Genomic DNA, 19,117 nt, shown 5'->3' on the forward strand with positions numbered 1-19,117 from the left:
CGGGCTTCCAACCCGCCCGACATTGTCTGTCCAGGCACTAGATCGTCACCTGATACTCGACCCCATTGACGATCACGGTGTACTGACCGGCTGTAAAAGGCCCTTCCAGCATGATCCGCTGATCGAGCAACGGCGCAATCGCCGGGCAAACTTCGGCGCCGCTGTGAGCGGCATTGATCGTAATTGTGATGACATTACCCTCACGGCGCTGATTGATTCCGGCAAACGTCGTACAGCCATCTCCCAGGTACCCGACAATATGTGCCTGCACCTGGGGTGGATTGGATTCGAGCACGGCAAAATCAACCCGCTCAATAGTTACGATCCCTGCTCGTGGTGTCGGGGTTGCCGTGGTACAGGCAGTAAGGATCAACATCAGTCCGGCGATAACGAGTAAGATGATTCGACGCAGCATTTGTTTTCCTCTTTCACTAAACAACTACCGACTCTGAAACGCCGGCACGTGCGATTTGGTTCCCATTGGTAACAAACTGCTGCGCTCGCCTTACGGCAACGTGGTACAATGCACTATGCTATGGAACAACGCTGTTTGTATGATTACAACCTGTCTGAACTGACCGAACTCCTGCAAAGCTGGGGAGAACCGGCCTTTCGTGCCCGTCAACTGTACCGGCATCTGTATGTCAACCTTGCCCGCCAGGTTGATCAGATGACCGATCTGCCGCTCGCTCTGCGTTCCCGGCTCGCCGAGATACCGTTCTCGACTCTCCGCTGCGAACAGGTGCAGATCGGTGACAATGGGATGACCCGTAAGGCCCTCTTCCGCTTGCCCGACGGTGCTGTTGTTGAAACCGTATTGATGGTCTATCCCGACCGCTCAACGGTATGTGTGTCAACGCAGGCCGGTTGCGGTATGGGCTGCGTCTTCTGTGCCACCGGTCAGCTCGGTCTTCTGCGCAACCTGAGCAGTGGCGAAATCGTTGCTCAGGCAATTTGGGCTTCACAGGAGCTACGGGCGATGGGTATGGCCGGTCCGACCGGTCGCGTCAGTAACCTTGTTTTTATGGGGATGGGTGAACCATTTGCCAACTACGACCGCTGGTGGCAGGCGGTAGAGCGATTGCACGATCCGCAGGGGTTTAACCTCGGTGCCCGCAGTATGACCGTCTCCACTGTAGGGCTGGTCAAGGGGATCGAGCGATTGGCCAATGAACGCTTACCGATCAATCTGGCAATTTCGCTGCATGCGCCCGATGACGCTCTGCGCAGCGAATTGATGCCGGTCAATCGGCGTTATCCAATCGCCGATCTGATGGCTGCCACCCGCAACTATATTGCCAAAACGCGCCGGCGAGTCTCTTTCGAGTATGTGCTGTTGCAAGGCAAAAACGACCATCCGCATCAGGCAATCGCACTAGCCCGCCTGCTCCGACATTCGGCACCGCGTGGTCCGCTGCTCTTTCACGTCAATCTGATACCGTGGAACCCGGTTCCTGGCACGCCGCTTGGCCGTTCAGAGTGGGAGCGTGTGACGACGTTTCAGCAAATTTTGACCGATTACGGCATTCCCTGTACCGTGCGGGTTGAGCGAGGGGTAGAAATTGCTGCGGCGTGTGGTCAGTTGGCCGGTCGGCATAGTGTGCCACTGAACACGGTAGAACAAGAAATACCAGCACGCAACGTTACCGGATGACACCTGCGAGTTCGAGATTCCTCTTTGTACACAGACGAGAGTTGTATGGCGCCGATTCAAAATGTTAAAGGAATGCGCGATCATCTGCCGGCAGATATGATGCTACGGCAATACATCGTCAATACGCTGACGCGCATTAGTGAAAGTCACGGCTTCGAGCCTTTGCAGACCCCGATCATCGAGTATGCCGAGACGCTGGAAGGCAAGCTGGGTGATGAAGAAAAGCTGATTTACCGGTTTGAAGACCATGGTGGCCGCCGTCTGGCTCTGCGCTACGATCAGACGGTGCCGTTGGCGCGTGTGACTGCTCAATACGCCGGGCAATTAACATTACCCTGGCGCCGATATGCGTATGGGCCGAGCTATCGCGGTGAACGCCCCGCGCGTGGTCGGTATCGAGAGTTTTACCAGTTTGATCTCGATATTGTCGGGAGTGCCTCGCCATTGGCCGATGCCGAGATTGTGGCGATGTTGTGTGAAGCCCTGACTGCGCTTGGTTTTCCCGGTTTTGTCACGCTGTTAAATCACCGTCAGATCATCGGTGGTATTGCCCGTGTGAGCGGTTTGTCCGAAGAGGCTGCCGGCGGTGTCTATCGTGCCATCGATAAGTTCGACAAGATTGGCGCTGATGGTGTGCGGGCTGAGTTGATCAAGTCTGGTGTGACTCCTGCTGCGGCTGACCAGATTCTGGAGCTGGTACAAATTGATGGTACGGCAGATGAAGTTCTGGATGCACTTGCCCAAAAACTGGCCGCCGATGAGCGAGCAGTAGCAGCGATTGCCAATCTGCGTGCCGTCCTGGACGGTCTGATGGCGATGGGGGTTCCGGCTGAGCAGTATCGGGTGGCTCCTCGCCTGGCGCGCGGTCTTTCGTACTACACAGGAGTCGTCTTTGAGGCGATTACCCCGCACTGGCCGGAGGGTTCACTGCTTGGAGGTGGTCGCTACGATCACCTGATCGGGCTGTTTGCCGGTCGCAACATTCCTACGGTTGGGCTGGCCTTCGGTATTGACCGCCTGCACGATGTGATGATCGAGCTAAACCTCGGCCCGCGTCCGCAGACAACGGCTCTCGCATTTGTGACGTTGTTCGGCGCAGAACAGGTTGCCGAGAGTCTGAGGCTGGCGGCTGAGCTGCGGGCAGCAGGTATCAATACCCTTATCGCACTTGAACCAGGGAACATCGGTAAACAGTTCAAGGAGGCTGACCGGCGTGGGGTGCGGTTTGCTCTGGTCCTCGGCCCCGACGAACTGGCCCGTGGTGAGGTTGTGATCAAAGATTTACAACGCGGTGAACAACGCTCGCTTCCCCGTGCAGCGGCTATCAGTCTGCTGGCTGAGGCGTTGAGCGAGGGTAAGTAAGTGTCACGTCTCGGCAGGTTAAAACCCTGCCTCAATGCGTGGAAGGCCGGCGGGGCTGGCGGCGCAGAAAGGTGCCGCCAGCCCCGTCTATGCATTACCCATAACTGGTGTCAACCACGTGCGTATCGGCGGGGATGATCGCTATGGGTGCTGTTGTGGACGACTGGCCCAGTGGCAACGCGCTGCTCCAGCCGTGCCGGCACGTGCTGGATGGATTGCCGTACCCGCTTGGCATTCGCGTGTCGCGCAGTTTGGAGTGCGGCAGCCATGCTGCCGCAGCAGCCGTACTCACGATCCGGCGCGTGGCATACCGTTCCCCATCCTGGTCACGGCGGTGCTGAATGTGCTCATACCAATCATCGAGTCGGTCCGGCATGCGCAGCAGAGCGCACAACGGTAAGGTCAGCGGGGGAGGCTGAATGTGCTCATACCGATCATCGAGTCGGTCCGGCATGCATGCGCTACCTGCGCGTAGACGTTTCGTTGTACGAGATTCGTGCCTGCGCACCAGCGGCCACGGCCAGCACCTGACAGCGGTGGAGAGGAATGCCTCCACGCAGGCTGGAAGCCTGCGTCACGGGGAGCACGTGCAGCCCGGCCTAACGCAGCGCGACATGTGGGTAATGCATAGCAGCCCCGCAGGGGCTTCCACGCTGTCAGGTAGGGCTTCAGCCCGCATGACCCCCAACCCCGCCGGCACTTCCATGCCGTCAGAGAGGGCTTCAGCCTGCATGACCTCCAGCCCCGCCGGCACTTCAATGCTGTCCGGTAGGGCTTTAGCCCGCCTGACCTGAACCTCCGCTTTTCCAGGTCGAAGTCTGTCTCAACCTTCTCAACCTCTCTTGCCAAAAAATGCTTTAATTTATCAGGTTAAAATCCACATTTGTGAACAGATATTTTGCTATGATAGAAGAGCCGATTGTTGCAGTACTTGCAACACGTCGCTGACAAACTCCGGTCAACGCAGGCTGACATGGTCTTTATACCGGAGGGTGACGATGTTTGGTAGCAAACAGGGAAAACAGCAACGTCTCGATCAGTATGAAGCATTGCTGGCCGAAACACCACTGACTGCGGCTGAACTGGCGTATCGCCTGGGTGTGCCGCGCTCAACCGTGATCCGTGATCTGCCGCTGTTGGAAGAACGAGGATTGTTGTTGAGTGAAGACGAAGAGGGTCGGTTGCATATGTTTCGACGATGGTGGTGATTGTGTCGGCACTCGCAACAACATTCAGATGCTGTTGCCATTTTTGGGAGAGTCGGGTGCTATAACTCACATCAGAGAACAGGATGGATCACAATCGGAAAGGAAGCAGACGATGAAACCACATTACCGTTCATGGCCTGTTATGGGGATTGCAGTGGGAGTGCTGATGATGGTTCTGGCCTGTGGTGGTGGTGCGGCGACACCATCGCTCGTTGCCACATCGCCCGCTCAGGGAGAGCAATCAGCACCTGTATCGCAGACAACTGCCGTTGCGGATGCGGCGCAACCGCAGGTCTTCAACATCGGCGATGTTATCAGCATAGATAGTCTGAATCTGATTGTTCTCGGCTGGCAGGTTGTAGAGGGTAATAGCTTTGTCCAGCCTGATCCCGGACAGCGGTTCATTGCGGTCGAGATGGTAGTCGTTAATCAGGGTGACTCGCCAAAATCGGTTTCCGGCTTATGGCAGTTGTCGCTCAAGGATGCTGAGTTTCGCAAGTATACTCCCGATTTCAGTGCGACGGCTGCAATCGGTGATCGTCAGCTCGGTGGCGTGCTGGTTCCTGGTGAGCGTTTGCGAGGATGGACAGGATTTTCTATCCCGGAGGATGCCCATGGGCTGACATTAACCTTCGATGGCAACCTGTTCAGCGGTGGTACGGTTTCGGTTGCCCTTGGTGATGATCCGGTCAGGCAAGAGCCGCCGGCAACCATTCCTGGCGAGCAGCCAATCACTGCCTTCAATGTCGGTGAATCGGTTCAGGTCGGTGATCTGGTCATAACGGTCAATGAGGTTACATCACCTTCCGGCGACCGCTTCAATCAGCCAGACGATGGCTACCGGTTTGTGCTGGTTGACGTAACAATTGAGAATCGTGGTGCGCGTTCCCGCTTCCTTTCTTCAATTCAAACCTGGATCAAAGATGCGCAAGGGTATCGCTATACCGGGGATATTACGGCAACTTCGCTGGCGACGGGTGGCAGGATTGATGGCGAACTCCCTGCCGCTCAAACGGTACGTGGTCAGATTGGTTTTGAAGTGCCGGTTGACGCATCTGAGCTACGTTTTGTTTTCGATCCTGATGTGATCGGCGGTGCACCGGTATCAATCCGCTTACCGTAGCTGCTGTGCTGATTGCAGGTGAAGAGGCATCCACCCTCTTCACCTGCAAAGGAGCGTGTGTATGTCGCGATTGGAACGACTGGTTACGATAGACTCGCTCATCCGCTCCAGAACCTACCCGTCGGTAGCTGATTTTTGTGCTCGCTTTGAGTTGAGCGAGCGGGCTATTTTTGCTGACCTGGCTTACCTGCGCGAACGGATTGGGGCACCGCTGGCCTACAGTCGTCGCAATGGTGGTTATTACTATCGCGATCCGACGTGGGTCATGCCGATGTTACAGGTCACCGAGGGTGAATTACTGGCGTTTCTGATCAGTACCGAATTGAGTCGACGGTATCTGGGAACCCCATTTGCAGCGCCACTCCGTCGTCTTTTACAGCGCATGGAAGCCTATATTACAGAGCAGATAGTGGTTCATCCTGATGCATTACTGGCTCATCTCACGTTCCAGCCCGGTGCGTTGGCTGCGGTTGATCCCGAACTGGTGCAGGTGTTGCACGAATGCATTCGCGAGTGCTATCCGGTTGAAATCACCTATTTCACTGCCAGCCGGCAGGAACTGACCCACCGTCTGATAGAGCCGTACCACCTCTTTCTGGCGCGTGGCGATCTTCATGTGATTGCCTTCGATCATCTCCGTGGTGAACTGCGCCAATTTGCGCTCTACCGAATCAGGCAATGGCAGGTTCGCCGGCATGAACGGTTTGTTCGCAATCCACAGATTGATATCGCAGCGTATCTCCGCAATGGTTTTGTCGTTGAAGGCGGTACCCAGCCATTGCTGATCGAGATTGCGTTTGACCGTGAGCAGGCGCCGTATATTCGAGAACGGCAATGGCATGCGACCCAGCAGCTTGAAGATCAGCCTGATGGTGGAGTGATCCTGCGCTTTCAGAGCGGTGCTCTCGGCGAGATCAAACGTTGGGTGTTGGGCTATGGCTCGCACGCACGGGTGCTATCCCCACCCGAACTGGTGCAGATGGTTGCTGATGAGTTGCGAAAAGCCGCAGCACTGTACACGTAACTGCAACTATAGTGCAGGCTGGGATGATAGACTGCGTTTTGGTAGTAGATGTTTGAATAACGAGGGCAAGCATGAATCAGATACGCTACACCGGCCATCCATTCGTTGATGTCGGTTTTGCCACAATGACGGCGTTTGTCGGGAAGCAACGTGTTGCCGATCTCAATGCCGGTGATTTTCAACGTATTGCCGATTACATTGAGGCAAATTATGTGCGGCAGCCGTTGCAGAGGTTTCTGACAGTAGCGCTTACCACGAATGCATGGTTTGTCCAGCCGGCGTTTAACCCAGACCGTCCCGGCTTGTCGCCTGACCAACAGGCTAATGCACGTCAAAAACGTGATTACTGGGCCAAACGGCATCTGCGGCAGTGGGCAGAGGCAGCCAGAGCGCTTGAAACCTGCCTCTTCACCGGTTTGCCGGCGGCAGCATTTGAGTTGTCGGGCAAACTGCAACCCGGACGGGTCGGGCGGGCGCAGATGCCGTTGTTGCAAGGCGACGATTCGATCAATTTCTTTGTTAACGGCGACCCCGGTCTGCCGATGGCACCGGAGGCGATTCTGGCTTTGCAGGCGATGCCGTTGGGTTGTGCCAGGGTAGGCAATAATCTGCTCGCTGTGCATTGTGATGATGAGCGGTTGACGATTGCGTTTGCCAATCGGTTTTTGCAGCGTAACCTGAGCGACGTGGCAAAAGCGCAGGCTGCCGGTGAAGAGAAACTACCCGGTTCCCCGCGTAGTTTGCGGACATTGCTGATTGAGACGCTGGCCGATATTATGCGCCAGCAACTCGAAGGGGCGCAACGGACGACGATCACGGCTTACCATTTCTCTAACTTCGGTCAATCACCATTCCTGGAGCTGTATCATCTACCGCTCCAGATTACCGGTTTTCTGCTTGCGGTGTATACGCCGACCTATCGCAACCTCTGGAATGAGCTGGTTGCCCGAAGCTGGCAGCGCGTGACGCCGACCGGGAAGCGTGGGAAGGCTGCCGAACCGGCTGAACCGCGGGTGAACTATCTGTACGAAGACTTGTTCACACTCCCGGCACAGGCAGCGCAGTTTGTGCGTACCTATTTTCTCCGCATCCCTGATGTGAATCGATCTACCAATCGATCTACTGATGACCCCCGTCGCGACTATTCACTCCGTCGGGATATTGACCTTGTTTCATGGCCGCTGGTTGAACTCTTTGTGCAGGAGGTAATGCTTATGACCGATGATCGAGTGGCGATTGTGAAGGAATTGGGCGATAAACTCGCCGACTACACCCGCAAACAAGGCGGGAAGCGCTTTTTCCGTCAGTTCTTCACCGTGCAGCGGAGTGACCATTTTCTGAGCCTGCTCAACAGGACGAATATCGACTACACGCGCTATACGCAGGGGCGCGAAACGCTCTTCACTCTTGATAGTTTTCTAACCGTCTTTATGGAAGGTGAGGAGGTGTTGCGCAGCGATTGGCGTTTGATGCGCGATCTAGTGTTGATCCGTATGGTTGAACAGTTGCGAGACTGGATTGCCGGTAATCCTGATGCTGTTCCAGATGATGCGGAAGTTGCTGTTAGCGAATAATTAATGGAGAAAGGAGAGGAACAACCATGGCCTTCGTAACCGGTTTATTCTTGATTGATGCGCCGGCGTCGGCACTCAACAATCTCGGTTCGATTCCAGGTGAGCGTGAAGAGAACACGGTCGGCGTCAAAGTCATTACCACCAAAGCCGGCAATTTTCCCTATGTGTCGGCGCAGGCGTTTCGCTACTGGCTACGCACAACGCTCGAACGGCGGGTACCGGAGTGGCGTTCATCGCCGATCTTCCGTGAAGAGAAGATTGCCTACACCGACGCCAACCCGATTCGTTACTGGGACGATGATCTGTTCGGGTATATGCGGGCACCGGGCAAAGGTGAGACGGCGAAAAAGAGTCGGGAGCAGATGAGTTTGCTGGAAGAATCTACGCCGGTGACAGATACAGTTACCCGCGCTTCACCGTTCCGGGTGAGTACACTGGTCTCGATTGCACCGGTCAATCCGACCAGTGATTTTGGTGTGATGTCGCGGCACGAAGGAAATCCGGTGCCTCATGAGCATCAATTCTATCGTACCACGCTGAAAGGTCTCTTCTCGCTTGACCTGTGGGCATGTGGTACCTTCTCGTACCGCAATCGTACTGGTTTTCGCAACCTCGACGATGAGCGGGTGCGTTTGGTGAAGGATGTGGCCGGTGTCGAGCATCTCGAAAGCGAGAAGTCGTACCGCTTGCCGAAGCAAGAGCGCCTGGCCCGCGTAAAAGCCCTCTTTGCCGGGATGGCGCAATTGGAGGGTGGTGCGAAACAAGCCCTACACTACACCGATGTCAGCCCGGCGCTGGTGATCTTTGCCGTTACCACGGGTGGTAATCATGTCTTCCACCATACCGTCGGTGCGCAGCGTAATGGTTTACCAGAGATCAAGATTGACGCTTTACAGGAAGCCCTGCGTGTCTTCGCCGATGGCATCCGTTCGCCGATCTATGTGGGGTGGGTGAAGGGGTATCTCGATGAGGCACGGGCAGCTTTTGAGCAATTTGTTACTCAGCATAATGAAGAAGCTGCGGCGAAAGGTTTGCCACACATCATCCTGAGTCATCCGCGCGAAGCCTTTGCCGCCTTCATTCAGGACTGTGATACACATCCTGAATGGCTGGATTAGGGGGGATTATGCAGGCGCTCAAGATTGTGCTCGAAGCTCTGACAACTTCATTTCGCTATCCTCACTTTATGTTGGGGGTACAGCCGAGCTTTCCATTGCCGCCGCCGGCAACCATTTATGGGCACATCTGTAGCGCGTTGGGCGACTGGGTTGATCCAGCAGGACTGGCGTTTGCCTACCATTTCACCGCTGCCGGTGAAGGGCACGACCTTGAGCATATTCATGTGCTCTCGGCGTCATCGGGAAAGTTGCCCGGCGGCGAACCCAAGGTGCTTGAAGGGAACATCAATCCCTTCAAGCGCCAGCTCCTGCTCTTTCCGCGGTTGACCCTCTACCTCAACCGACCGGAGTGGATTGATGCCTTTCGTTTTCCGCGCTACCCGGTGGTTCTGGGTCGTTCACAAGACCTGGCAGCCTATACCCACATCGACATTGTCGATCTCCAGCAGGCCGATCAGGTCTATTTCGAGCATACCCTGTTGCCCTTTGCCATGGCTACCCAGGCCCCGGCGGGTGTTGTCACGCTGATGCCGCGCTGGATTAACTATCGTCAGCGTCGGCAGCCCAGCTTCGCCCGCTATCTGGTCTTGACCGAACGGATTACAACCAGGCAGATGCTGCGTTTTGGTCAGCAATCGGCAACATACTGGAGTGATCCAACAGCACCGGTTGTTGATGGATTGCCACTCGGTTTGTGGTTTCATACCTTTGTGGGAGCAGACGATGAAGCCTTTGCCATGGCCTGATTGGCAGGAAGATCTGTTGGCCAAGAGTCAGCAGTACGGCGGAGAGACATTAGCCAGTCATACGTGGGATGTTCTCTGCCGACTGGCCGATCTCTATCGGTTGCGACCGAACCTCGCAGACCTGGCAGGCGGGGTGCGCCTGTGGCATTGCCTGTACTGGGCCACCTTTCTCCACGATTTCGGGAAGGCGGCGGCAGGTTTTCAGCGACGGTTGCGTGGTGGCCCGGCATGGTCGCATCGTCACGAAGTGCTCTCGCTGGCCTTTGTCGATGCGATTGCGCATGATCTGAATGAGTTAGAACAGCGCTGGGTCGTAGCGGCGATTGTGTCGCACCACCGTGATGCACCGGAAATTCGTGAACTGTACCCTGCCGGGTTGCGCAAAGATCCGCTAAGCGATCTTTGCGCTGAACTGCAACCGGCTACTGCTGATCATCTGCATCGCTGGCTTGGCGAATGCGCGAATCCCTGGCGTATCGAGCTGGGGATGGCGGATGTGGTTGCGGAAATCAGCCCGCAATCACATCCCATTGATGCCAGACGCATCCGTTACTGGCTATCGGTCTATCACCAGTGGGTAGATATATTGACTGCTGCGGGCACAGCAACCACTGCCCGTATTCCCGGTATTTTGTTGCGCGGCCTGATCACCACTGCCGATCACATGGCGTCGGCGCATCTCCAGCGGATACCGGAACCGATACGCCACTCGTGGCAAGCAGTTATTCCTGCCGGACGGGAAACATATTCTCATCAGGTTGCAAGTGCCGGTGCGAGTGCGCAGCACGTGTTGTTGATGGCGCCAACCGGTAGTGGCAAGACCGAGGCTGCTTTGGCCTGGGCATTGGGTGATGGCAGTAACCCACCGGCGCGTATCTTCTACACACTTCCTTATCAGGCCAGTATGAACGCAATGTACGACCGACTATGCGGACTCTTCGGGAATAATGTTGTTGGTCTTCAGCACGGTCGAGCTGCCCAGGCACTCTACGCCCGTTTCCGGGATGGCGAGGAATGGTCTGCAACGACGGTGCGCAAGGTACAGTGGGAGAAGAATCTCAACCTCTTACATGCCCGTCCCCTCAAAGTACTCAGTCCCTACCAACTGCTCAAAGCTCTCTTTCAACTGCGCGGCTTTGAGGCCATGCTGACCGACTATGCACGGGCGGGTTTCATCTTCGACGAGATTCACGCCTATGAACCAGAACGACTGGCCCTTATCACCGGCTTGATGCGCTATTTGCGCCGGCATGTTGCGGCCCGCTTCTTCGTGATGTCGGCTACCTTCCCGACTCTCATTCTCGAACAGCTCAGTGATGTGCTGGATACGCCAACTATCATTCAGGCCACACCAGACATCTTTGCCCGCTTCCGTCGTCATCAGTTGTACCTGCGTGATGGCGAGCTGACCGATCCTGCAATTATCACCGAGATTGTCACCGCAGTGCGTGATGGGAAACAGGTTCTGGTCTGTGTCAATACGGTCGCACGGGCGCAGATGGTGCGTGATCTGCTAATGCAGGCTGGTTTGAGCGACGAGCAACTCATCCTGATCCACAGTCGCTTCACCTATGGAGATCGCAATCGGCTGGAGCAGACAATCGTTGAGCGCTGTCGCAGCGATAGCGCCCGGCGGCCACCGTTAGCGCTAGTGGCCACCCAGGTGGTCGAAGTTAGCCTCGACATCGATTTGGACACTCTCTACAGTGATCCGGCGCCACTGGAAGCCCTCTTGCAACGCTTCGGGCGGGTTAATCGACGGGCAGCGAAAGGAATCTGTCCCGTCTACATCTTCCGTCAGCCCAACGATGGCCAGGGAGTTTATGGTCGCCATCGTGATCCCGAACAGGCCGGTCACATCGTGCGGGTCACGCTGGCCGAACTCGAACGTCATCATGGTGACATTGTCGATGAGTCCGCAGTACAGACCTGGCTGGATACCATCTATGCCGACCCATTGTTGCGTGAGCAATGGTTGACAGCGTATCAGAACATAAGCCGGCAAGTTGAACAGATCATCAACGGCCTCTGTCCGTTCCAGAGCGATGCCCAGCGTGAAGATGAATTCGAGCAGATGTTTGACGGTGTGGACGTGGTGCCGGCCTGCTTCGAGCGCGACTATGTCAGTCTGCTGGTCGAAGAGCGCTTTATCGAGGCGAATGATTATCTGGTCAGCATTAGCAAACAGCGGTTCGCCATCTTACGCAGTCAGGGTAAGGTGCGACCTGCGGAAGAGACCGGTCAGCGACGAGTCTGGGTTGTGCAAACGCCCTACGACTCGCGTAATGGTCTCTCATTTGGCGATACGGTCATTGATCCAGATTGGAGTTAAGTATGACACTTACCGTACATCACCTCATCTTCACCGCGACGGCGGAAACCCCGGTTGTCCTGGCGGCGCAAAGTGGGCCAGCGGTACGCGGTGCGGTTTCCAATGCGCTATGGACACGCTTTTGTGCCAACAAAGAAGCACCAACGTGTGCCGATTGCCCCCTCTACAGTCGTTGCCCGGTTGCCGCGTTGGTCGCCCCGATGCGGAGTGAAGATGAGAAAGGCAGTGACCAGCGGCCCCGTCCGTATGTCGTGCGTCCGCCGCTCGCCGATGATCAGCACGCCCGGCAGGGTGAGAGCATGCATTTTCAGCCAGGCGATACCATCCGGTTTGGCCTGGGATTATTTGGGCATGCCGAAAACCTGTTCCCTTTCATCGTGATGGCGGTGCGGGAACTGGAACGTGATGGCATCGGGGTCAAACTGGACGAATTGCGCCGACGGCGGGGCCGCATTGCTCTCCGCTCTATTGAGGCGTACCATCCTCTGAGTGGAGCCAGACAGACGCTCTACCCATTACCCGGCGGAACTGTGTATTTTCCCGGTCTGCCGATTGACGCAGCAGCAGTACGTGACTACGCGGCGCGGTTGCCGACTGAAGAAATCACCCTCTTCTTCCATACCCCCATGCGGCTCATCGATCAAGATCGTCTGGTCAAGACCATCGCCTTACGGCCACTTATCCAACGCCTGATGCGTCGGCTCGATGATCTGTCGCGTGCTTACGGCGATGGCCCACTCACCATCGATTTTCGCGGATTACTGGCCCTTGCCGAACAGGTGACCGTCACCGCCGACAAAACGCGCTGGATCGACGTCGTCAGCGTCTCGTCGCGCCAGCAACGGCGGACACCGGTTGGTGGCCTGATCGGCAGTGCAACCTTTCGTGGGCCATTGGCGGAATTGCGTGAACTCATCGTATGGGGCAGCCTGATCCATGTTGGGCGCAATGCAGTCAAGGGTGATGGCTGGTACACTCTCCAGGGCATGCCGGTCTGGCCGTAGCTCCAATGGTGGCAACGGCGACAACCCGGCCTGACCTGCGTTTGTTGCTTCTGCACCTTAACAATTGAAGTAACGTTTCGGTGGGGTCATCGTCTACATATTGCGCGTTGGGGTGGTGGCGCTTGCCACCACCCTGCGCCAGGAAACATTCCCACGGGTTCATCGTCTATGTGTGGCACGATGGCAAAGATATTCGTATCGTATCTCCTTGCATCATGCGCAAACATGTGTATATTGAAAAAGAGCACTTGAACCTTAACAATCGATCACTGTTGCCCTTTCTAAGGCGACACCAGCACTCTATCCTGAAAGGAAGGCTATACCATGGAACTCATCGTCGATGAACGAGGTAGCTTCATTGGCAAGCATCAGGGCCGTTTACGGGTCACAAAGGACAACGAACGGCAAAAAGAAGTGCCGATCATGCACCTGCGCCAGGTAATTATCGCCGGTGGAGGCATTGCCATTAGTAGTGATGCAATCCGGGCGTGTAGTGAAGAGGGAATACCGATTCACTTCATTAGCAGCAATGGTACACCGCAAGCCAGCCTGTACAGTGCCGGCCTCACCGGAACTGTTCTGACCCGGCGGGCGCAACTGCGCGCGTATGACGGCCCGGCTGGTGTCGCCCTTGCCCGTGCATTCACATTAGGCAAACTCGGCAATCAAGCGAATCTTCTCCGCTATGTTGCGAAGAATCGTAAAGGAACCGCACCGGAAATATATGAACTGCTCATGGCGACTGCGGCAGAAGTTGTCGATTATCAGATTGCCGTTGAGCGGCTGCATGGAGAGACCGTCGATGACATTCGTGACGCATTAATGGGCATCGAAGGACGTTATGCAGCCCGCTACTGGCAGGCGATTGGGTCCCTGATACCGCCGGCATTGAACTGGCCAGGACGGGAAACAAGAGGTGCGAGCGATCCGTTTAATCAAGTACTCAATTACGGATATGGTGTTCTCTACGGTCAGGTTGAACATGCGATAGTACTGGCGGGTCTTGACCCCTATGCTGGCCTACTACATGCAGATCGTCCAGGAAAACCCAGTCTGGTCCTCGACCTGATCGAGGAATTCCGGCAAGCAGTTGTAGATCGGACACTCCTCGGGCAGATCACTCGTGGCTGGCAGATCGGGCGTGAGGAAGATGGGAGACTTGACCAGCCAACCCGTGAACGTATTGCCACTAAGGTCTTAGAGCGGCTTGAAACGACAGAGCCGTATGAAGGCAAACGTCAGCCACTACGTCATATTCTCCAGTGTCAGGCGCGACACATTGCGACGTATGTGCGGGGAGAGCGTGAATCTTACACCCCATTCATCATGGGATGGTAAGGAGGGCCGCGATGCAATGTCTTGTCATCTACGACATTCCCAATGATCGGGCAAGACAGCGAGTCGCTGATGCCTGCCTCGACTATGGCCTGCAACGAATTCAATATAGTGCTTTCGCCGGGAATCTCAGCCGGACCCATCAACGGGCACTATTCGGCGAAATAACCCGGCGGGTCAAAGGTCATACCGCAAACGTCCAACTTTTCGTCTTCGACAGCAAAACCTGGAGTGATCGGCGCATACTGGAGCAGCAATATGACGATGCCTGATCTTGATACGATTGAAGTCAGCGATATCAAACAGTGGCGTTACTGTCCGCGGGTTGTGTGGTACACCTACTGCCTGCCTGCCATTCGTCCAAAGACAGATTTAATGCGTCAGGGAGCTGCGAGTCACCGTGCTGAGGAAGACCGGGAAGAGCGGCGTTCACTTCGCACATATGGCCTGAAAACCGGAGAGCGTTTCTTCCACGTCTATCTACGGTCAGAGCGACTTGGCGTCAGAGGAATCCTCGACCTGGCAATTGCAGTACCCAACCGGTCAGACCCGGCAGCAAAAATAGTCGTGGTTGACTACAAAGATAGCGAGCAGGATGCCGGGCCGCACTTCAAACTTCAGGTAGGCGCCTACGCACTTCTCATAGAAGAGACGTGGGGTTTACCGGTAGAAACCGGATGGATATACCACATTCCATTACGGAAAGCGGAAAAAGTCCCAATCAGCCCCCAATTACGCAAAAACGTAATCGAAACGATTGCTGCGGTGCAAAAAGCCATTCGGACTGAAGCGCTACCACCGCCACCGTCGAGCCGGGCACTCTGCGTCAACTGCGAGTTTCGCCGCTTCTGCAACGACGTCGTATAGATCGACCCTGAGAATAGTCATATACGTAGTCGATTCGCAACTGAGTACCGAAAGCCGTCATCAACAGCGTATTGGTACTCAGTTGCTCTACGTCCAATGAGTAGATAACGCATCAGAGACAGATCGATGCACTTCGCAACCCGGACGAGATTCTGAACAAACCTGGAGTTGCGAACACAACCCCAAACAAACCCTTGCACAACCGGCCAGGACAGATATAATGAACGTATAGGAAGGCTCCAGAGATGCTTACAACGACCAACGAGAGTGATCACAGCGCATGGGTAGGAATAGAGAGGTTGGCTTTCAACAATTTCGGCTCACGGTAGAGCACTGAAACTGCCACCGGCCCCGGCCGGCGTAGGCGACGGAGTAGCTTTCAACAATTTCGGCTCACGGTAGAGCACTGAAACCGTTGACGTGGTCGTCGAGCTGGTTCCACGGGTGCGGGACTTTCAACAATTTCGGCTCACGGTAGAGCACTGAAACTGGAGCGATGACGCAGATGACGCAGGCGGCAGCGGCCTTTCAACAATTTCGGCTCACGGTAGAGCACTGAAACCGCGGCTAATTTCGCGCAACAAAATTGCGCGTGTTTGCTTTCAACAATTTCGGCTCACGGTAGAGCACTGAAACTGTAATGTTGTGTCCAGTTCGACCGACATACCAGCGCCTTTCAACAATTTCGGCTCACGGTAGAGCACTGAAACACGCAATCAGCCGCGATAGCTGGCTATGGTCGGCGGACTTTCAACAATTTCGGCTCACGGTAGAGCACTGAAACTGCGTTTGCTGGCACGCGCCGCACTTGATGGTCAGCCTTTCAACAATTTCGGCTCACGGTAGAGCACTGAAACCATACGGAGCCTGATCAAACCCATGCTCCGAATGTCTTTCAACAATTTCGGCTCACGGTAGAGCACTGAAACACGACTTCGTGCGCATTGCCACCGACCTACACAACACCTTTCAACAATTTCGGCTCACGGTAGAGCACTGAAACGTTCTTTTCGCGTTCCGGGAGTTGTTTATAAAACGTAGCTTTCAACAATTTCGGCTCACGGTAGAGCACTGAAACATAATAGGCCGCCGAGTGTTGATCAAGAAAAAAATGCTTTCAACAATTTCGGCTCACGGTAGAGCACTGAAACTACATCATTTCCCTCGCGGCGTTGCACCTCTGCTGGCGCTTTCAACAATTTCGGCTCACGGTAGAGCACTGAAACCATACGGAGCCTGATCAAACCCATGCTCCGAATGTCTTTCAACAATTTCGGCTCACGGTAGAGCACTGAAACACGACTTCGTGCGCATTGCCACCGACCTACACAACACCTTTCAACAATTTCGGCTCACGGTAGAGCACTGAAACTCGTCACGTTTGCGACTGTACGTGCGGTAGAATACCACTTTCAACAATTTCGGCTCACGGTAGAGCACTGAAACTCAAAAATTCCGCATCGTCGGCGTACCCAAGCGCAATCTTTCAACAATTTCGGCTCACGGTAGAGCACTGAAACAAGCGCAATCTCCGCCGAGCGACGAACATTGCCTGACTTTCAACAATTTCGGCTCACGGTAGAGCACTGAAACGTGTGTTATCTGGCCGGATTGACGTTCTGGCCACCACTTTCAACAATTTCGGCTCACGGTAGAGCACTGAAACACGGCGCCGAGAACGGCGTTAAGGAAATACTGGCCGGCTTTCAACAATTTCGGCTCACGGTAGAGCACTGAAACCACAACTGGTTGTAGTGTACTCGATGAAACAGGCGTCTTTCAACAATTTCGGCTCACGGTAGAGCACTGAAACATCATTCGCTCTCTGGACGGGAACGGTCCGAACCATTCACTTTCAACAATTTCGGCTCACGGTAGAGCACTGAAACCGAACGCTCACAGCAGTGGGTGAAAACGGCAACGGACTTTCAACAATTTCGGCTCACGGTAGAGCACTGAAACGTTTGCTCGGCAATGGCGGTTAATTGCGGTTCGTACTTTCAACAATTTCGGCTCACGGTAGAGCACTGAAACATCTAACGTCACCACCGGCCTGGTCTCACAAGACCCTTTCAACAATTTCGGCTCACGGTAGAGCACTGAAACCTCTGTCTTGCGACGGGGATCAGGGCGGAGGCAGCGCTTTCAACAATTTCGGCTCACGGTAGAGCACTGAAACTCGGTCACGAACTGCTTTTGGACGGGGGAAGAAGACCTTTCAACAATTTCGGCTCACGGTAGAGCACTGAAACCATTCGCCGTAAGGATTAGCAGCTCCTTAGTTTGCGGCTTTCAACAATTTCGGCTCACGGTAGAGCACTGAAACCATACCTGTGCTACGGATTGTCGGCGTATCTTTTTCTGCTTTCAACAATTTCGGCTCACGGTAGAGCACTGAAACGCCCCGGCCGGCGTAGGCGACGGAGTAGGGGTAGCGGTAGCTTTCAACAATTTCGGCTCACGGTAGAGCACTGAAACTGCTTTTCGTTGCCTCGCTGGTCGGGAAGCTCAGCGGCTTTCAACAATTTCGGCTCACGGTAGAGCACTGAAACGCGTTTTGCGGCGATGTCGGCACTACTGCCGCCGGCTCTTTCAACAATTTCGGCTCACGGTAGAGCACTGAAACACGGTGAGCGGGTGCGCTCGGCGCGCTGGCTCGGCGCCTTTCAACAATTTCGGCTCACGGTAGAGCACTGAAACTGCCGAGCGCTTGCGCACGGACGATGTGATCCTCACCTTTCAACAATTTCGGCTCACGGTAGAGCACTGAAACCGCTGCTGCTCGCAGCGTTGCGCGCATCTGCTGCATCCTTTCAACAATTTCGGCTCACGGTAGAGCACTGAAACTCTGCTTCCAGTTGTCGATAATTTGCTGCGCCTGCTCCTTTCAACAATTTCGGCTCACGGTAGAGCACTGAAACGCGTTTGAGCTTGAGCTTGACGAGACTGACGGCGACTTTCAACAATTTCGGCTCACGGTAGAGCACTGAAACGCAAGAGTTTGTCAAGGGGTATTTTGAGAGATTTTCAGCTTTCAACAATTTCGGCTCACGGTAGAGCACTGAAACGGCAAGTGAGCTGGGCCGGCTCAAGCTTACGCAGCAGTCTTTCAACAATTTCGGCTCACGGTAGAGCACTGAAACACCATCGTGCGCTACGCGACGGCCAGCGATGCGGTGCCTTTCAACAATTTCGGCTCACGGTAGAGCACTGAAACAGCGGTTTACCGCAGACGACATCGAGCGGCGGTACGGCTTTCAACAATTTCGGCTCACGGTAGAGCACTGAAACGTGTATCACTTGCAGCCGCCGCCTCTACAAGCGGCAACCCTTTCAACAATTTCGGCTCACGGTAGAGCACTGAAACTGACGTAATGTGGTCGTAATATGACGTTGACGTAATCTTTCAACAATTTCGGCTCACGGTAGAGCACTGAAACACTAATGTCGTTCAGCACGTGCTCATTCGCACACACTTTCAACAATTTCGGCTCACGGTAGAGCACTGAAACAGCAGACGGAGCAGCGACGCGACATAATCAACATCGCTTTCAACAATTTCGGCTCACGGTAGAGCACTGAAACCGCGGCAAGGCCGGCCTGTAGCGTCTGCCCGACCGTGCTTTCAACAATTTCGGCTCACGGTAGAGCACTGAAACACGGTGCAAAGTGGTGATCAAACAGTCGCCGGTTGGCTTTCAACAATTTCGGCTCACGGTAGAGCACTGAAACGTTCGTACCGAATAAGGCGGCACAATGATGTAGTTATC

General features: G+C 55.0%; 15 protein-coding genes and 1 CRISPR repeat array (1 of these 16 running past the window's edge). Of the genes, 13 read left to right on the forward strand and 2 right to left on the reverse strand.

What is annotated here, in order from left to right; all coding sequences use genetic code 11:
- Window positions 1-37: 37 nt before the first annotated feature.
- Complete coding sequence (locus CAUR_RS15455; protein ID WP_012258792.1) at window positions 38-415, reverse strand: hypothetical protein; 378 nt, start codon at window positions 413-415, stop codon at window positions 38-40.
- Between the two features lie 108 nt (window positions 416-523).
- On the opposite strand from CAUR_RS15455, the gene rlmN reads away from it, so the two are divergent.
- Both rlmN and hisS read left to right on the forward strand, forming a co-directional pair.
- Window positions 524-1,654, forward strand: coding sequence for a dual-specificity RNA methyltransferase RlmN (gene rlmN, locus CAUR_RS15460; protein WP_012258793.1), 1,131 nt, complete (start codon window positions 524-526; stop codon window positions 1,652-1,654).
- A gap of 45 nt (window positions 1,655-1,699) precedes the next feature.
- A complete protein-coding gene (hisS, locus tag CAUR_RS15465) occupies window positions 1,700-3,016 on the forward strand; it encodes a histidine--tRNA ligase (RefSeq protein ID WP_012258794.1) in 1,317 nt (438 codons plus the stop codon).
- 94 nt (window positions 3,017-3,110) lie between these two features.
- Here hisS and CAUR_RS15470 read toward each other — a convergent pair whose 3' ends face one another.
- A complete protein-coding gene (locus CAUR_RS15470; protein ID WP_015909325.1) occupies window positions 3,111-3,470 on the reverse strand; it encodes a hypothetical protein in 360 nt (119 codons plus the stop codon).
- A gap of 544 nt (window positions 3,471-4,014) precedes the next feature.
- On the opposite strand from CAUR_RS15470, the gene CAUR_RS15475 reads away from it, so the two are divergent.
- From CAUR_RS15475 to cas4, 11 genes are all read left to right on the forward strand, one after another.
- Window positions 4,015-4,224, forward strand: coding sequence for a helix-turn-helix domain-containing protein (locus CAUR_RS15475; protein ID WP_012258795.1), 210 nt, complete (start codon window positions 4,015-4,017; stop codon window positions 4,222-4,224).
- A gap of 112 nt (window positions 4,225-4,336) precedes the next feature.
- Entirely contained in the window at window positions 4,337-5,347 is a 1,011-nt protein-coding gene (locus CAUR_RS15480) for a DUF4352 domain-containing protein (RefSeq protein WP_012258796.1), read from the forward strand.
- Between the two features lie 61 nt (window positions 5,348-5,408).
- Window positions 5,409-6,371, forward strand: coding sequence for a helix-turn-helix transcriptional regulator (locus CAUR_RS15485; RefSeq protein ID WP_012258797.1), 963 nt, complete (start codon window positions 5,409-5,411; stop codon window positions 6,369-6,371).
- Window positions 6,372-6,442: 71 nt separating this feature from the next.
- Window positions 6,443-7,945, forward strand: coding sequence for a CRISPR-associated protein Cst1 (locus tag CAUR_RS15490; RefSeq protein ID WP_012258798.1), 1,503 nt, complete (start codon window positions 6,443-6,445; stop codon window positions 7,943-7,945).
- 26 nt (window positions 7,946-7,971) lie between these two features.
- Window positions 7,972-9,063 carry a type I-B CRISPR-associated protein Cas7/Cst2/DevR gene (gene cas7i / locus CAUR_RS15495; protein ID WP_012258799.1) on the forward strand — a complete coding sequence of 364 codons (1,092 nt, stop codon included), beginning with the start codon at window positions 7,972-7,974 and terminating at the stop codon, window positions 9,061-9,063.
- An 8-nt stretch (window positions 9,064-9,071) separates the two neighbouring features.
- Entirely contained in the window at window positions 9,072-9,809 is a 738-nt protein-coding gene (gene cas5b, locus CAUR_RS15500; RefSeq protein ID WP_015909329.1) for a type I-B CRISPR-associated protein Cas5b, read from the forward strand.
- Window positions 9,787-12,141 (forward strand): CRISPR-associated helicase/endonuclease Cas3, encoded by a 2,355-nt coding sequence (locus CAUR_RS15505; RefSeq protein WP_012258801.1) that lies wholly within the window; start codon window positions 9,787-9,789, stop codon window positions 12,139-12,141. Before cas5b ends, CAUR_RS15505 begins: the two co-directional genes overlap by 23 nt.
- Before the next feature lie 2 nt (window positions 12,142-12,143).
- Window positions 12,144-13,145, forward strand: a complete 1,002-nt coding sequence (gene cas6, locus CAUR_RS15510; RefSeq protein ID WP_012258802.1) for a CRISPR system precrRNA processing endoribonuclease RAMP protein Cas6 — start codon at window positions 12,144-12,146, stop codon at window positions 13,143-13,145.
- A 324-nt stretch (window positions 13,146-13,469) separates the two neighbouring features.
- Window positions 13,470-14,483: a CRISPR-associated endonuclease Cas1 gene (cas1, locus tag CAUR_RS15515; protein ID WP_012258803.1), complete on the forward strand. Its 1,014-nt coding sequence runs from the start codon at window positions 13,470-13,472 to the stop codon at window positions 14,481-14,483.
- A gap of 11 nt (window positions 14,484-14,494) precedes the next feature.
- Window positions 14,495-14,752: a CRISPR-associated endonuclease Cas2 gene (gene cas2 / locus CAUR_RS15520; RefSeq protein ID WP_012258804.1), complete on the forward strand. Its 258-nt coding sequence runs from the start codon at window positions 14,495-14,497 to the stop codon at window positions 14,750-14,752.
- On the forward strand, window positions 14,739-15,347 hold the full coding sequence (cas4, locus tag CAUR_RS15525) for a CRISPR-associated protein Cas4 (protein ID WP_012258805.1): 609 nt from the start codon (window positions 14,739-14,741) through the stop codon (window positions 15,345-15,347). The genes cas2 and cas4 overlap by 14 nt, the downstream gene beginning before the upstream one ends.
- Before the next feature lie 303 nt (window positions 15,348-15,650).
- A CRISPR array of direct repeats spans window positions 15,651-19,117; the repeat unit is 37 nt; unit sequence CTTTCAACAATTTCGGCTCACGGTAGAGCACTGAAAC; it runs 9,817 nt beyond the window's last position.

The sequence above is a fragment of the Chloroflexus aurantiacus J-10-fl genome (assembly GCF_000018865.1).
Lineage (GTDB): Bacteria > Chloroflexota > Chloroflexia > Chloroflexales > Chloroflexaceae > Chloroflexus > Chloroflexus aurantiacus.

Bases quoted from the DNA above. Each gene is read 5' to 3' on its own strand.
- CAUR_RS15455 (WP_012258792.1), bottom strand. From the start codon at position 415: ATGCTGCGTCGAATCATCTTACTCGTTATCGCCGGACTGATGTTGATC.
- rlmN (WP_012258793.1), top strand. From the start codon at position 524: ATGCACTATGCTATGGAACAACGCTGTTTGTATGATTACAACCTGTCT.
- hisS (WP_012258794.1), top strand. From the start codon at position 1,700: ATGGCGCCGATTCAAAATGTTAAAGGAATGCGCGATCATCTGCCGGCA.
- CAUR_RS15470 (WP_015909325.1), bottom strand. From the start codon at position 3,470: ATGCCGGACCGACTCGATGATCGGTATGAGCACATTCAGCCTCCCCCG.
- CAUR_RS15475 (WP_012258795.1), top strand. From the start codon at position 4,015: ATGTTTGGTAGCAAACAGGGAAAACAGCAACGTCTCGATCAGTATGAA.
- CAUR_RS15480 (WP_012258796.1), top strand. From the start codon at position 4,337: ATGAAACCACATTACCGTTCATGGCCTGTTATGGGGATTGCAGTGGGA.
- CAUR_RS15485 (WP_012258797.1), top strand. From the start codon at position 5,409: ATGTCGCGATTGGAACGACTGGTTACGATAGACTCGCTCATCCGCTCC.
- CAUR_RS15490 (WP_012258798.1), top strand. From the start codon at position 6,443: ATGAATCAGATACGCTACACCGGCCATCCATTCGTTGATGTCGGTTTT.
- cas7i (WP_012258799.1), top strand. From the start codon at position 7,972: ATGGCCTTCGTAACCGGTTTATTCTTGATTGATGCGCCGGCGTCGGCA.
- cas5b (WP_015909329.1), top strand. From the start codon at position 9,072: ATGCAGGCGCTCAAGATTGTGCTCGAAGCTCTGACAACTTCATTTCGC.
- CAUR_RS15505 (WP_012258801.1), top strand. From the start codon at position 9,787: ATGAAGCCTTTGCCATGGCCTGATTGGCAGGAAGATCTGTTGGCCAAG.
- cas6 (WP_012258802.1), top strand. From the start codon at position 12,144: ATGACACTTACCGTACATCACCTCATCTTCACCGCGACGGCGGAAACC.
- cas1 (WP_012258803.1), top strand. From the start codon at position 13,470: ATGGAACTCATCGTCGATGAACGAGGTAGCTTCATTGGCAAGCATCAG.
- cas2 (WP_012258804.1), top strand. From the start codon at position 14,495: ATGCAATGTCTTGTCATCTACGACATTCCCAATGATCGGGCAAGACAG.
- cas4 (WP_012258805.1), top strand. From the start codon at position 14,739: ATGACGATGCCTGATCTTGATACGATTGAAGTCAGCGATATCAAACAG.